Annotated in this window: 16 protein-coding genes; 13 read left to right on the top strand and 3 right to left on the bottom strand. The window is 48.0% G+C overall.

All coding sequences use genetic code 11. From position 1 onward, the window contains the following. The first annotated feature begins 90 nt into the window (after window positions 1–90). From EXG77_RS10080 to EXG77_RS10065, 4 genes are read left to right on the top strand one after another with little or no spacing between them, the layout of a single operon-like run. Window positions 91–1212 (top strand): exonuclease SbcCD subunit D, encoded by a 1122-nt coding sequence (locus EXG77_RS10080; RefSeq protein WP_035398645.1) that lies wholly within the window; start codon window positions 91–93, stop codon window positions 1210–1212. Continuing rightward, window positions 1194–4199 carry an AAA family ATPase gene (locus EXG77_RS10075; protein WP_035398015.1) on the top strand — a complete coding sequence of 1002 codons (3006 nt, stop codon included), beginning with the start codon at window positions 1194–1196 and terminating at the stop codon, window positions 4197–4199. The genes EXG77_RS10080 and EXG77_RS10075 overlap by 19 nt, the downstream gene beginning before the upstream one ends. Before the next feature lie 13 nt (window positions 4200–4212). Next, on the top strand, window positions 4213–5004 hold the full coding sequence (locus EXG77_RS10070; RefSeq protein ID WP_035398012.1) for an aminoglycoside N(3)-acetyltransferase: 792 nt from the start codon (window positions 4213–4215) through the stop codon (window positions 5002–5004). 57 nt (window positions 5005–5061) lie between these two features. Then, window positions 5062–5799 carry a Bax inhibitor-1/YccA family protein gene (locus EXG77_RS10065; RefSeq protein ID WP_035398010.1) on the top strand — a complete coding sequence of 246 codons (738 nt, stop codon included), beginning with the start codon at window positions 5062–5064 and terminating at the stop codon, window positions 5797–5799. 171 nt (window positions 5800–5970) lie between these two features. Here the strand turns inward: EXG77_RS10065 and EXG77_RS10060 are convergent, their stop codons facing one another. Beyond that, complete coding sequence (locus EXG77_RS10060) at window positions 5971–6324, bottom strand: hypothetical protein (RefSeq protein ID WP_023467865.1); 354 nt, start codon at window positions 6322–6324, stop codon at window positions 5971–5973. Window positions 6325–6452: 128 nt separating this feature from the next. Further along, the gene (locus EXG77_RS10055) at window positions 6453–7328 is read right to left on the bottom strand and encodes a LysR family transcriptional regulator (RefSeq protein ID WP_035398008.1); all 876 of its coding nucleotides are present in this window, start codon (window positions 7326–7328) and stop codon (window positions 6453–6455) included. A gap of 117 nt (window positions 7329–7445) precedes the next feature. On the opposite strand from EXG77_RS10055, the gene EXG77_RS10050 reads away from it, so the two are divergent. From EXG77_RS10050 to EXG77_RS10035, 4 genes are all read left to right on the top strand, one after another. Further along, window positions 7446–8012, top strand: a complete 567-nt coding sequence (locus EXG77_RS10050; RefSeq protein ID WP_035398006.1) for a DapH/DapD/GlmU-related protein — start codon at window positions 7446–7448, stop codon at window positions 8010–8012. A 103-nt stretch (window positions 8013–8115) separates the two neighbouring features. Next, on the top strand, window positions 8116–8454 hold the full coding sequence (locus tag EXG77_RS10045) for a cyclophilin-like fold protein (protein WP_119182614.1): 339 nt from the start codon (window positions 8116–8118) through the stop codon (window positions 8452–8454). 25 nt (window positions 8455–8479) lie between these two features. Further along, window positions 8480–9226, top strand: coding sequence for an SDR family oxidoreductase (locus EXG77_RS10040; RefSeq protein ID WP_035398003.1), 747 nt, complete (start codon window positions 8480–8482; stop codon window positions 9224–9226). 15 nt (window positions 9227–9241) lie between these two features. Then, on the top strand, window positions 9242–9604 hold the full coding sequence (locus EXG77_RS10035; RefSeq protein WP_370448371.1) for a cupin domain-containing protein: 363 nt from the start codon (window positions 9242–9244) through the stop codon (window positions 9602–9604). Between the two features lie 56 nt (window positions 9605–9660). Here EXG77_RS10035 and EXG77_RS10030 read toward each other — a convergent pair whose 3' ends face one another. Further along, the gene (locus EXG77_RS10030; RefSeq protein WP_035398001.1) at window positions 9661–9966 is read right to left on the bottom strand and encodes a hypothetical protein; all 306 of its coding nucleotides are present in this window, start codon (window positions 9964–9966) and stop codon (window positions 9661–9663) included. Window positions 9967–10096: 130 nt separating this feature from the next. On the opposite strand from EXG77_RS10030, the gene EXG77_RS10025 reads away from it, so the two are divergent. From EXG77_RS10025 to EXG77_RS10005, 5 genes are all read left to right on the top strand, one after another. After that, a complete protein-coding gene (locus EXG77_RS10025) occupies window positions 10097–10831 on the top strand; it encodes a nuclease-related domain-containing protein (RefSeq protein ID WP_035398000.1) in 735 nt (244 codons plus the stop codon). A gap of 75 nt (window positions 10832–10906) precedes the next feature. Then, the gene (locus EXG77_RS10020) at window positions 10907–11329 is read left to right on the top strand and encodes a MarR family winged helix-turn-helix transcriptional regulator (RefSeq protein WP_035397998.1); all 423 of its coding nucleotides are present in this window, start codon (window positions 10907–10909) and stop codon (window positions 11327–11329) included. A gap of 68 nt (window positions 11330–11397) precedes the next feature. After that, window positions 11398–12408: a hypothetical protein gene (locus EXG77_RS10015; protein ID WP_052017164.1), complete on the top strand. Its 1011-nt coding sequence runs from the start codon at window positions 11398–11400 to the stop codon at window positions 12406–12408. Window positions 12409–12590: 182 nt separating this feature from the next. Next, window positions 12591–12905, top strand: a complete 315-nt coding sequence (locus EXG77_RS10010; RefSeq protein ID WP_023467875.1) for a helix-turn-helix transcriptional regulator — start codon at window positions 12591–12593, stop codon at window positions 12903–12905. 125 nt (window positions 12906–13030) lie between these two features. Continuing rightward, window positions 13031–14335, top strand: coding sequence for an arsenic transporter (locus EXG77_RS10005; RefSeq protein WP_035397997.1), 1305 nt, complete (start codon window positions 13031–13033; stop codon window positions 14333–14335). Window positions 14336–14350 lie beyond the last annotated feature (15 nt).

The raw sequence follows: 14350 nt of genomic DNA, 5'->3' as shown, positions 1-14350 counted from the left end.
CTTTTTGTGTTCCAAACGGATGTTCGTCGCAGAACGACCGCTTGCATGCTACACTTAAGCTACTATATTCAAAAAGTGAGTGTGATGAAGATGAAATGGATACATACTGCCGATTGGCATCTCGGCAAAATCGTTCACGGGGAATCAATGCTCGAGAATCAACGGGCTGTTTTGGCTGATTTCTTGACACTCGTCGACCGTGAACAACCGGATGCGATCGTCATTGCAGGTGACTTGTACGACCGCGCTGTACCACCAACGGAAGCCGTCGAACTGCTTGATGAGACGCTCGCTGCCTTGATCCTTGACCGGGATATCCCGGTCGTTGCGATCAGTGGAAATCACGATTCGGCCGAACGGTTAAGTTTCGGAACGACGTTACTCCAACGGGCCGGTCTGCATCTCGTCGGAAAATTAACGCCGGTCATTACTCCGGTCACGATCAAAGGAGTGTCGTTTTACCCTGTGCCATTTGCCGATCCTGCGACCGTTCGGTACGTGTACAAGGACGAAACGATCAAAACACATGATGACGCGATGCGGACGATCCTTGCCGGATGTATTCCGGATGGACCGAGTGTCCTCGTCGGTCATGCTTTTGTAATCGGTGGACTCGAGACGGATTCGGAGCGGCAATTGTCCGTTGGAACAGCAGGACAGGTCAGTGCGAGCCAATTTGCACCGTTTACGTATGCGGCACTCGGTCATTTACACAATCCGCTTGCAATTCAATCCGAGACGGTTCGCTACAGCGGATCGCTCTTGAAATATTCATTCTCGGAAGCCCATCATGTCAAAGGAGTCGATGTGTTGACGTTGAACGAAGTGGGTACGTTCGATCGCCGATTCGAACCACTTGCACCGAAACGTGACTTGCGGGAACTGACTGGAAGTCTCGCGGAGCTGACAGACCCGGCATTCGTCACGACACAAGACACGGACGATTACTTAAAGATCAACCTAACGGACGGCGAAGCCTTGATGGATCCGATGGGCAAGCTGAAGAAGATCTATCCGAACATCCTGCACCTCGAGCGAATCGGATTCGTCCGCGAGAGTACACGGGCGGTCAAGGCGTCGCGTGAACAAGTCAAGGATGCATCCGTTGCGGACCTGTTCAGTGAGTTCTATGAAGCAGTCCGTGAGAAGAAACCGACGGAAGCGATGCAAGCCGTCCTGAAGGAGGAAGCGACATGCGCCCAGAACGACTGACATTACGCGCCTTTGGACCATTTGCTGGTGAAGAGACGATTGATTTCACGGCACTTGCCGGACGGACGATGTTCGTCATCTCCGGGAATACCGGGGCAGGAAAAACGACAATCTTTGACGCATTGACGTTCGCCCTGTATGGCGAAACGTCAGGCGGCGAACGGGAAATGAGCGAACTGCGAAGTCATTTTGCCGTGCCCGAGCAAAAGACGGAAGTTGAACTGGAGTTTACGCTGAAAGGGGAAAGGTACCGGATCATCCGCCAACCAAGTCAACCGCATCCGGTCAATAAAACCGGCTACTCGCATGAAGCGGAGCTCGCTCGGTTCGACGGAACGACGTGGAAACCGCTCGCGGTCAAGATTCCGGAAATCAAGCAACGGGTTCAAGAGCTGATTCAGCTCGACCATAAACAGTTTTCGCAAATTCTCCTGTTGCCGCAAAATAAGTTCCGCGAACTGTTGATGGCAGAGTCAAAAGACAAACTCCAGATTCTCAAACAGCTGTTTAAGACGGAACACTATGGTGAGTTCCAGCAACGTTTGCACCGACAAGCGCTCGATCTTGCGGCACGCATCAAGGAAACGAAGACGAAGCAATGGGCCAAGCTTGAGGAACTACCTGTGCAAGCGAACTGGAGTGAACTGACGGAAGGCGACATCCGGTTACGGATGGAGGCATTGACGACAGAACGGGACGAATGGTTAACGGCTGCTCGTCAAGCTGAAATAGAGACCCGTGCGATCGTCGAGAAGAAAACGACACAATTGCAACAAGGCGAGCAACTCGAAGCGGTTTTCCAAGAGCAGGAGCGACTTCAACAGACGGAACAGTTGCTAGTGGATCGCTTACCGGAAATCAAACAGATGCAAGAAGAAGCAATGGCGGCTGAGCGCGCTCAAATCATCGGACCGATCTATGACCAGTGGCAGCAGGATCAAGAACAATTGACGCAACTCACGCGTCGAAAACAGGAAACCGAGCAGCACATCGCTCGCTTGAAAGAGCAACAAGATGTCGTGCAAGCAAAAGTGGATCGATTGCTAGCGGAGGAACCACAGATCGAGCAACTCAGTCGTCGCCTCGAAAAGATTCAAGAAGAACGCGAACGGTTGGAAGCAGAAACGGCTTTACGACAACAACAGCAACAACTAATCGAACGTTCGAAGCTTCTGGACCCAGAGCCATTACGGAAGCAACTCGAACAAGCACGGACGGAGCGTAAGACTGTTCAAGAACAACTGCATCCATTGCAAAACATCGGAGCAGAGCGCTTAAAGGTGCAAGAACGGCGCTTCATCCTGCAACAGCTGGCGACGAAGATGGCGGAACATGACAAATTGGAAGTAGAACGGCAACAGCTGATTGTCCGCGGCAAAAGCGTTCGGGATCAAAAAGAGGCAGCAGCGCGCCAATACGAAGAAGCGCGCAGATACGAACGGGAACAACTGGCTGCTGAACTTGCCAAAGGATTGACAGACGGGACGGCTTGCCCAGTCTGCGGCAGTACGTCGCATCCACAGCATGCTGTCGCCGTCGTAAAGGAACTATCCGTCGATGTAGCGCAACAGCGGTTCCTAGAAGCCCAACAAGCGCATCAAGAGTTACAAGCCTCGTACCGAACGGTTGCCGAACGTCTCGGACAACTGACGACCGAGATTCAAAAGACGAGTGAAAACGAGTCATCTCATGCAGATGTTTCAGCACAGCTTCGGGAAGTCGAACAGACGGAAGCCCGATTAGCGTCAGCACAGACGGAAAAAGTGCGTCTTGAGACTCGCCTGCAACAACTCGAGCAATCCATGGATCAGCTACAACTGAAAATCGATGCAATGATCAAAGACCGGACCGTTATCGAATCGGAATTGGCACACTTGTCTGGTCGCCTAAGTCAATCAGGAGCGTCAGAGAAATCGCTATCAGCACTCCGTGAGGAACAACAACAGGCAGAAACACGTATCGAGCAGTTCAAACAAGACAAACAACGCCAGCTACGCGAGAAGGAACAGCTCGATCGTGACTTCGCGGAACACCAAGGTCGATTCCGTCAATTGACTGAGGCATCTGCTGAACAAAGCGACCGATTAACGAACCGCGAAAACGAATTGCAAGCTGTCTTGGCAGAAGAAGCGTTTATGACGATTGAAGCCTTCCGCGAAGCGAGACGGTCTCGTGAAGAACTCCGTCACCTCCAAGAACGTTTGGAACAAGATCGCCTCGAACGGCAGGAATTGAAGCTGAAACAGGAACAAGCCCGTTTGAAGACGGAAGGTCAAGTGCGTCCGGATCTTGAACAGTTGCGGATGGATGTGAAGACGGTGTCGCTCGAACTGACGGAGCAGACCGACCGACGAGTCGGGCTCGAGAAGGAACGCGCACATATCGATCAATTGATGGCGGCCTGGGAAAGCTTGCAACGCCAGATTGAGGACGAGGATGCGAGATACGGCATCATCGGCGAACTCGCTCGCGTTGGTGTCGGGGAGAATGCGCAACGGATGACGTTTGAGACGTACGTCCAGACGGCATACTTTGATGAAATATTGTTCGCCGCAAACCGGCATCTGCACGAGATGACCTCCGGGCGTTTCCAGCTTGAACGGAAAACGGAGGCGGGAAAAGGGCTTAAGAAATACGGGCTTGATTTAAATGTCTTTGACGCTTACACGTCGCAAACACGGCATGTCAAGACGTTATCCGGTGGCGAAAGCTTTAAAGCATCCCTTGCCCTTGCGCTCGGGTTGTCGGAAGTCGTTCAAGAAGCGAGCGGTGGCGTGTCACTTGAGACGATGTTCATCGATGAAGGATTCGGAACACTTGATCCAGAATCACTTGAACAAGCAATCGAGACGTTGCTCTCGATTCAAGCGAGCGGTCGCATGGTCGGGATCATCAGTCACGTCCAGGAACTGAAGTCACGAGTTGACGCAAAAATCGAGGTCAAACAAGGAAAAACGGGGTCGACGATTGCACTAGTCGTCGAGTAAGGAGATAAGATCGATGGAAACACGAAACATGGTCACGAAAACACAAATCAAAGAGGCGTTACACGAATTAGGTGTGACGCCCGGTATGAAATTGTTCGTCCATTCGTCTCTCAAACAAATCGGCTGGATTCCCGGCGGCGTACAAGCGTTGATCGAGGCCTTACAGGAAGTCGTCACGACGGAAGGGTTGATCATGATGCCGGCGCAAAGTACCGATAATTCGGATCCGAAGAACTGGAGTCAACCGGCTGTGCCTGAAGAATGGTGGGAAACGATTCGCCGGGAAATGCCGGCATATGATCCGGCAAAAACGGTCACACGCGGCATCGGTCGTGTTCCGGAAGTTTTCCGGACATATCCCGGCGTCGTTCGAAGCGATCATCCGATGTGGTCCGTGACTGCCTGGGGGAAAGATGCGGCGACATTCGTTGCTGATCATACATTAGAAAATGGCTTCGGTCCCGGTTCACCGGTTGAACGCTTCATCGAGGCGGACGGTCAAATTCTGCATATTGGTTCTCCTTGGGATACGACGACCGTTTGGCATTATGCAGAATACGGGTTAAATCGTCCGGACGTCGAGGATGGTTGTAAAGTCAAAGAAGGAACGACGGAACGATTCATTCATTACCGACATCGCCAAATCGATAGTGATGCGTTCGGTCCGATCGGTGAAGGGTTAGAAAGTGCCGATTTCGTCACGTCCGGTCTGATCGGACAAGCGAAATCTTACCGCATCGATGCGAAAGCCTCGATCCCAGTCGTCATGTTGCAATTAAAAGCGCTTGATCAATGGTTATTATGAAACTTTTTCGGGAAACCTTCGTAGTAGAAAACAGAATCATAAAAAGGAGTGAAAGCAATGGCTTCACGTTTTAAAGTTAACCCGGCATTGCGTCGCGGATTCGATACGGCACGTGTCGGAGAACGACCAATGACAAAAAGCGGGACGATGAGCAAGATTTTCTTGATGCTCGCTCTCGTCACGGCAGCAGCAGGGGGCAGTTGGTTCTTCCTCGCAGAAAACCAAGGATTGTTGTTCCCAGCCTTAATCGGTGGATTCGTCATCGGTCTGATCCTTGCTTTGATCATCACATTCAAACCAGCAACTGCTCCAGTCCTTTCTCCGGTTTATGCAATCGTTGAAGGTGTGGCAGTCGGAGCGTTATCGTTGATGTTCGAAAGTATGTACCCAGGAATCGTCGGAAAAGCAGTCGTTGCGACATTCGTCGTCGCGTTTGCGATGTGGTTCGTCTACTCGACGGGGATGATTAAAGTGACGCAACGTTTCCGTTCTGCGGTCACAGCAGCGATTCTCTCGATTTTCGTCTTGTATGCAGTCAACTTGATTCTCGCGTTATTTAGTGTCGACCTCCCATTCATGACAGGTAGCTCACCGGTTGCGATCGGCGTTCAGTTCGTCATCGTCATCGTAGCATCCTTGTCACTCGTAATGGACTTCGATTTCATCTCGCAACAAGTTCGCGCTGGTGCTCCGAAGTCGATGGAGTGGGTCGCGGCATTCGGATTGATCGTAACGATCATCTGGCTCTATATCGAATTACTTGATCTCCTGTACCGTCTCGCGGCGCGGGATTAACAGCAATAGACGACGGAGAATCCGTCATCTCAGATTGTAAACAAAACCCTCATTTCAAAGACGAAATGAGGGTTTGTTGTATGTCATACATAGGAATGGTATAAATCTACAGATGTATGCAAAACTGAAAAGATAACTTCTTGCTATATCAGGTAATTACGAGTAAAAGTTTTAAAATCCAGTGATATCAAAATTTGATAAATCTAATTTCAAGCCTTTCAGCTGCTTTATTAAAATATCAAATTTTAAAATATCTTTATTTCTTTTATTCTCAGGAATAGTATCTGGATTAAAAATTTGCATTCCTTCTTCTATCCATTTTTTTCGATACAACTGAAATGCAACTTCTAAAAATTCTTCAGGTATTGTTATAAAACCATGGATGACATCATGATCTTCGCTAAACCCGTATTCAAATCCACAACAAGGACATATTTCATATGTTTTTGAGTATGTCCCATCTATAAAGATTGGTTCTTCTAATCCTTCAAATCCACATACTAAGCATTCATGTAATGTATTCATTTTATAAATCGCACTCCTTTGCGAAAACTTATATCAATATTAATTTTTAAAATAGTTGGTACTTGTCAATTTATTCGGATGTATAAGTTTAAAACAAACGTAACAATCGTATCTGTATCATCGTCTCCTTAAGAATGATATCTTTCCTTAATCGTTCGCAGTAATACACGCGCACTAGGCGATAAAGTCGCCTCTTTTTTCCAAATCAAATGGACGTCCGAGACGACGGGAGGATCAAGGGGAAGAAAGATTAGATCGGAAGCGGTCGTATCGATGATGCCATCGATTGCTAGAGCGTGACCCACTCCTTGGCGTACGAGTAAGGACGCATTGAACAACAGATTATATGTTCCGATAATCTGACAATCCTCAAGCGTTAGACGACTCTGTTCACGGAAATACGTATCGAGTTGTGTCTGCTCGGATAAGAGTAACGGGAGGGTGACAAGTTGTTCTCGTGAAATCGACTTAGACTGTGCGATCGAGGCATCACGACGTGTTAAGATTCCCCAACGGTCCTGACCGGGTAACGGTAAGGAATGAAACGCGGATAGATCGAACGGAGCAATGACAAGTCCGAAATCGAGCAATCCCTTTTCGAGTCGGTCGAGTACATCATTCCCATTGCCGCTGTACATACGAATCGTTACATCAGGATGAATGGTGTGTAACTCTCTAAACGCTTGCAACACCGTCGTCAATTGTTGGGTTTCGCCACCACCGATATGAATTTCACCAGTCAATACTTCTTTTGTATTCAAATCGACTAATACTTTATCTGCTAGTGTAACCATCTCGCGTGCGCGCTCTTCAAAGAATCGTCCCTTTTCTGTTAAACGCAACCCCTGTTTCGACCGTTCAAACAATTCGACCCCGATCGTTTCTTCTAGTTGTTGCAGCTGACGCGATAATGCCGGTTGCGACAAACGAAGGATCCGTGCTGCCTTTGTAATGTTTTTTTCTTCAACTAAAGCTAAAAAATAGCGGAGTTGTTGTAATTCCATCATTTCACCTCTATCCATGCAAAAATCGTATGGTTTATTACTTAATATTAGCATTAGACATGAATGGTTGTCAGCCGTAAGATGAGACCAAGCAATCAAAAGAAAGGAGAATATACGATGACTGAACTACAAACTTATGTGAAAGAATATACGATTCTTCCAACGGATCCGGTCCTTGAGCACATTCATGCCATTCAAGATGAAATCGAACCGGAATTGCAGCGATTGAATCAAGCGATATCACAAGAAGAGCGAAGACAGGCGCTTACCGTGATCACAGGGCAAGACATCGATTCGTCTGTTAGAGTCTTAACGCCTCTATTTACGGATTTCGGACGGCATCTATCCATCGGCAAGCACGTTTTCCTCAATCGAGGTGTCATGTTCACGGATCTTGGTTCGATTCGTTTGGACGATCATGTCTTAATTGGTCCGTTCGCACGGTTGCTGACTGTCAACCATCCGGAATCACCGACGAAAAGAGGTGGCGTTGAGACAGCGCCGATTCATGTCGGGCGTAATGCTTGGATTGGTGCCGGGGCGACGGTTTTACCTGGCGTGACGATTGGTGAGGATGCGATCGTCGCAGCGAACGCAACAGTGACACGCGATGTTCCGCCCCGTACGATCGTCGCAGGTACTCCGGCGAGAATCATTCGAACGGTCGAGGTGTCGGATGAATAGATGGTACTGTTGTCTGCTTACATTTTTTCTGTTGAGTGGATGTACCGATACGATAGAATCGTCACGACCGAGTGATCTAGAACAAAAGGAGTTGAAAAGCGTCTTGCTTCAAATCGATGAAACAACCGTCCCGATTCGTTTTGCGGACAATGAGACAGCGATGGCATTACAAAAAAGATTGCCGTTGACGATGCAGATGAAAGAGTTGAATGGAAATGAAAAGTATCATTACTTTCCGTTCTCGTTACCGACGAATCCAAAGAATGTCGGAACGGTGCAAGCGGGAGATCTCATGCTGTATGGATCAGATTGTCTCGTCCTGTTTTATGAGTCGTTTCAAACGGATATAAAATACACGCGAATTGGTTGGGTCGAACCGAATCGATTATCCGAACTATTATCGGCTGATACAGTACGTGTTCAAATGAGCACGAAACAATAAGAAAACAAGAGAGGAAGTCATCATCATGGCCATTCAAGGAAAAGTCATTATCATCACAGGAGCAAGTTCAGGTATTGGAGAAGCAACAGCACGCTTACTTGCAAAGCAGGGGGCAAGGCTAGTCTTAGGATCACGGCGCAATGATCGACTGGCGAAACTCGTCGATTCGATTCAAGCGGACGGTGGGGAAGCAATATACCAAGAGACAGACGTCGTGAAACTGGAAGATAATCAACGACTTATCGAAGCAGCATTGACGGCGTATGGTCGAATTGATGCAATTTTCCTCAACGCGGGGCTGATGCCGAGTTCTCCACTATCTGCTTTACAAGTAGACGAGTGGAATCAAATGATTGACGTCAATCTCAAAGGTGTCTTGAACGGGATTGCAGCTGTCATGCCGACATTCACCTCCCAACGTGCGGGGCATATTCTGACGACCTCATCCGTAGCAGGTCTTAAGGCGTATCCGGGTGGAGCTGTATATGGCGCAACGAAATGGGCAGTACGTAACTTAATGGAAGTCTTACGGATGGAGTCGGCGCAAGAAGGAACGAACATCCGAACGGCAACGATTTATCCGGCAGCGATTCATACCGAATTGCTCGAGACGATCTCACACGGAGAGTCGCTTGAAGGAATGACTGCACTATATGACCAATACGGTATCTCACCAGAGAGTATCGCGCGGATCGTCGCCTTTGCGATCGATCAACCAGAGGATACGAATGTGAGCGAATTTACGGTCGGTTCAACGACTCAACCGTGGTAAAAAGGAGGAGTACAGATGTTTCCACGAGGCGAAAAGAACGAAGCGTATCAAGAGGTATTCACAGGTATCAGTTATTTAGCACCACTTGTCGACGAATCATTACCCGTTTCCGTATCACATGTGACGTTCGAGCCGAAGACGCGGAACCATTGGCACATCCATGATGGAGGATATCAAATTCTCCTCGTCACGGAAGGGGAAGGATGGTATCAAGAAGAAGGGCAACCCGCTCGACATTTGAAAGCAGGAGATGTTGTCGTCACGCATGATTTTGTGAAGCATTGGCACGGGGCAACACGGTCTTCCTGGTTTTCGCACAATTGCGATCACTGCTGGGACACCACTCTGGCTCGAGGCAGTTTCGGACGAACAATATGAAGTAACGGAATGAATAGAAAGACCATCTGAACTTCGCTGTCAGATGGTCTTTTTGATCATAGTCCGTGCTCGCTTTTCAGTTGATCGACGTATTGTTTTGCCTCGAGCAAAGACGATCCGAGCGTCTCTCGAACGCGTTTGACAGCTTCAACCGTCTTTCCTTCATGAAGCAACTGAACTAATTCGACTTGTAACGCTGCTTCTTCTAGTGACACCTCATTCAGACCGAGATGCTCCTCGATCCGTTGTAGCTTCTTCAGAATCGTTTGTTGGCGGCGTTTCGCTTCGTCCGCTTTTTGTGATAAGGACATCCAGATGAAGAATAAGACGATCAGTGGTGCGAACGTGACGACAGAATCCATAGTGAACACCTTCCTTTGTTTCACCGTACCATAGGACAGTCTCCATAACAAATAGTGGAAAATGAGGTGGAAATTGATTATGCTGATATAGTGGAAAATAAAGGGTTAATATGGAAAGGAGATAAATCTAGTGGACAATGTATTAGTAACATTTTTACCATTCTTGATTCAAATCGGACTGATCATGGTACTGTTCTTCTTCGGAACGTTTGGTCTGTTTTTCTTCGTAAAACGCAGTTCGTATCACAGTAGTCGTTATTATCGTTTAACGCGCGAACCGTTTTTACGGATCGTTCGTGATAAAGGGAAATGGGGCGAATACTTGACGACACGTCAACTCGATCAAGTTTCCGGATACGGCACTTATGTCTTTAATACATACTTACCACGTGCGCGTGGAGAAGGAACGACGGAGATCGATGTGACGTTCATTCATGAAAGTGGCATCTATGTACTCGAATCGAAAAACTACAGCGGGTGGATTTTCGGACGCGAGCAGGACCGTCAGTGGACGCAGCAGTTCCAGAATCGCTTCAAGCAACGGTTCTATAATCCGATCAAACAAAATGAAGGGCATCTCAAAAGCATGCAACGCTTCTTAGAAGGAACGGATCCCGCGCTCTTTCACTCCTTGATCGTTTTCAGCGAACGCTGTGAACTGAAAAAGATCACCGTCGATTCAGCGCATGTCCGTGTCTTGAAACGAAATGTCCTTCGCAAGACGATCGAGCAACTCGCGACAGGAAAACCATTGACACCGAGTCAAGTTGATACGATTGCAGGGAAACTCGGGGTTCATTCACAAGTCGATCGTGCCACGCAACAAGCGCATATCGAAGGGATTCGCCAACGCCAGGCAAAATGAGACCGTTGACGGACTTGTTCTTCTTCAGGTATAGTGGATAAATAATAAGTAGTGCAACTATATGGAGATGATGGGATGAAAGAATCGGAATGGTCGCTTGGCATGCAATTATCCCGTAGTTATTATGCGTTCAAACGTGCTGCTGCTAAACGGATGGAAGCGTTCGGTCTGACACCAGAGCAGTTTTCTGTCCTGAGCGAACTCGCTAAACAAGATGGTGTTTCGCAAAAGCAGCTGGCACTCGTGACAGAACGTGATCAAACGACGATTGGTAAGATTCTGGATAAGCTCGGTAAAAAAGAACTGATCGTTCGGACGCCGGACCCCCGGGACCGACGAGCGGTTCTGCTCTTGATGACACGAGAAGGACGCGACATCGTCGATCGCCTCGGACCAGAGCTCGATCAGCTACAACTCGAAGCGTTCCGTGGACTATCGCGAGAGCAAATCGAGCAATTAAAGGAAATACTTGAGACCATTCACCGGAATGTGACGTGAATGGTTTTCCTTCGGACATATAGTTGCACATGATATTATAAGTAATGCATATAAAAGGAGATCGTAATATGAAAGCATGGAAAGATGTCTGGTCAATGACACAAACGAAAGTGGGACTCGTCTTCGCAATCGTCGTCCCGCTCTTATTCCTCATCGTTTGGATGACTGGTTACGAAGGAACGACGGAACGGCTCGATCAATTGAACGTCGGAGTCGTTGGCGAAGTGAATGACCCGTTCGTCATATCACTAAAGGAAGCACCGTTCACGGTCCAAACACTCGCGACGGAAGCGAAAGGGTTGGAAGCACTCGATGCCAATAAAGTCGATCTCGTTCTACAAAAGGATGATGCCTCGCGTCAACTGACGGCACACGTCAGCCAGACGAATGCCGAATTCGCGAATGCGATTCTCGAGCGGGCAACGGAAACGATCGGCAAACAGTTGAATGGTGAGCCGACGTTCACGACATCGGTCGTCACGGAGCATGCCGTCTCGGATTTTGCATTATCGATGCTGCCACTCGTCCTCGGGTTCGTCATCTATATCGCGACGATGACGATGGGGATTCAATTCAATCTCGTCAGCACGATCTTAAGTAAGCGTCATTCAATCTGGTCACTATTTTGGAGTCGCCAACTATTACACGGAATCGTCCTTCTGGTCGTTCCATTGCTACTCGTTTCCGTGGCACATGTATTAACGGACATCACGACACCGTTCATCAAACTGTGGGCGTTCGAACTCCTTGTCGTCGCGACCTGTATCGCCGTCACGCAGATGAACTTTGCGATATTTGGACCGATTGCGCCACTCGTCAACGTCGCATTGATTCCGTTCCAGTTGATGACTGCCGGAAACATCGTGCCGGCGAAGATGCTGGCACCGTTTTATCAATCGCTTGGAACATTCCTGCCCGTTCCGAATGCAGTCTCCGGTTTCAGCCGTCTACTGTTCATGGATGGTTCAGTAGGTCCACAGGTGCTTCATTTATCACTGATTGGCCTCGGTAGTTTTATCGTGACATGCTTAGTGGTGAGTTGGAGGGAGCAACGACAAGCACGACGTGTTGTTGCATGAAGAATATAAGAAGAATCGTCATCGAATGAGATGGCGATTTTTTTGTTTTAGATCGATTTATGAAAAAATCATTGCATAACAAAAACGTTATATAATAATATGGTTATGTGAAAAGCGAAATTGACATTTTCGCTCCTGTATCATGCATGGATTATACGTTTAAGAGAAAGGAGGACTCTTCATTGATCGAGACAGCAAAACGGGTAGAAGAGATGAGTCAGTTCTTAAAGCTACTGAGCGATGGAACACGTCTTGAAATTTTGCGAAGACTACACGTTCGGGAACATTGTGTCTGTGATTTCGTCGAGATGTTTGATATTTCGCAACCGGCAGTCAGTCGTCATCTAAAATTATTGCGTCAGTCCCAGCTCATCTTGGAACGACGGGAACGACAATGGATTTATTTTCGAATCAATCCAGATCACCCGCAATACAAGTTGTTATTGACGATTTTAGCAGAAATGGACACGCCGAACATCCCGGATAGAAGTTGCTAACACCATGGATGAAATGGATTAGCCCGAGTAAGGCAGGGGAATTAAAACGATATTCCATTCTGAATGACACGTTCAAGGATGACGAATCGTTAACAAAACCACTTGAAATTTAATACAGAAATGAAGTGAACGCATTGACCGGTACACATTTACTAGCGATCGGAATTTTTCTGATCACCTTATTCTTAATCATTAAACAACCGAAAGGACTCGGCATCGGTTACTCCGCGATGGGAATGGCGCTCGTTGCGCTATTGACGGGAGTCGTCAACCTCGATGATGTCTCGACGGTCTGGGGCATCATCTGGAATGCGACCTTTACGTTCATCGCCCTGATCATCATCTCATTGATTCTTGATGAGATTGGGTTCTTCGAATGGGCGGCACTCCACATGGCACGCATCGCACGAGGTGGTGGTGTCAAACTATTCGTGTACATGACATTGCTCGGTGCTGTCGTTGCGGCTTTATTTGCGAACGATGGGGCAGCCTTGATTCTGACACCGATCGTCCTCGCGATGGTTCGTCACTTGAAACTTCCGGATTATGTCGTTCTAGCTTACGTCTTCGCTTCCGGATTCATTGCCGATACAGCCAGTTTACCGTTCGTCGTCTCGAACCTCGTCAACATCGTCTCAGCAGACTTCTTTAACATCGGGTTTACGGAGTATGCGTCACGAATGGTATTCGTCAATCTCTTTTCTGTCGTAGGCAGTCTGATCGTCTTGTATCTCTATTTCCGAAAAAGTATTCCGAAGAATTATGATGTCGCGCAACTCGTCGCACCCGCGACAGCGATCAAGGATCAACGGATGTTCAAGTTATCTTGGTTCGTGCTCCTCTTGCTTGTCGTCGGATACTTTACGAGTGACGTCATCGGCATTCCCGTCAGTCTTGTCGCTGGAATCATCGCCTTGTTCTTCTTATTGATGGCACGCCGTTCACCGAGCGTACCGACGAAAAAGGTCATCGGTGGTGCACCGTGGGCGATTGTCTTCTTCTCTCTTGGCATGTACATCGTCGTCTACGGACTGCAAAATGCCGGATTGACGCAAGTGCTCGCTGACATCATTGATGGCTTTGCGACGAATTTAGCAGCTGCAACATTTGGTATGGGCTTTTTGGCTGCTATCTTGTCGTCGATCATGAATAACATGCCGACCGTCATGATCGATGCCCTTGCAATCGACTTGAGTCAGGCGACTGGAACGATGCGAGAAGCGCTCATCTATGCGAACGTCATCGGATCCGATCTTGGACCGAAGATCACGCCGATTGGTAGTTTAGCGACGTTACTTTGGTTACACGTGCTTCGAACGAAGGGTGTAAAGATTGGTTGGGGACAATACGTTAAGATTGGAGCGATTCTAACGATCCCGACACTCGCGATCACATTGCTTGGCTTGTATATCAGCTTGATACTTTATTGATTTTCAAGGAGGAAC

The organism is Exiguobacterium sp. OS-77, assembly GCF_000414195.2.
In the GTDB taxonomy this organism is placed as follows: domain Bacteria; phylum Bacillota; class Bacilli; order Exiguobacteriales; family Exiguobacteriaceae; genus Exiguobacterium_A; species Exiguobacterium_A indicum.
The sequence above is the reverse complement of the archived record's forward strand: the minus strand, read 5'-3'. Positions and strand labels throughout refer to the sequence as shown.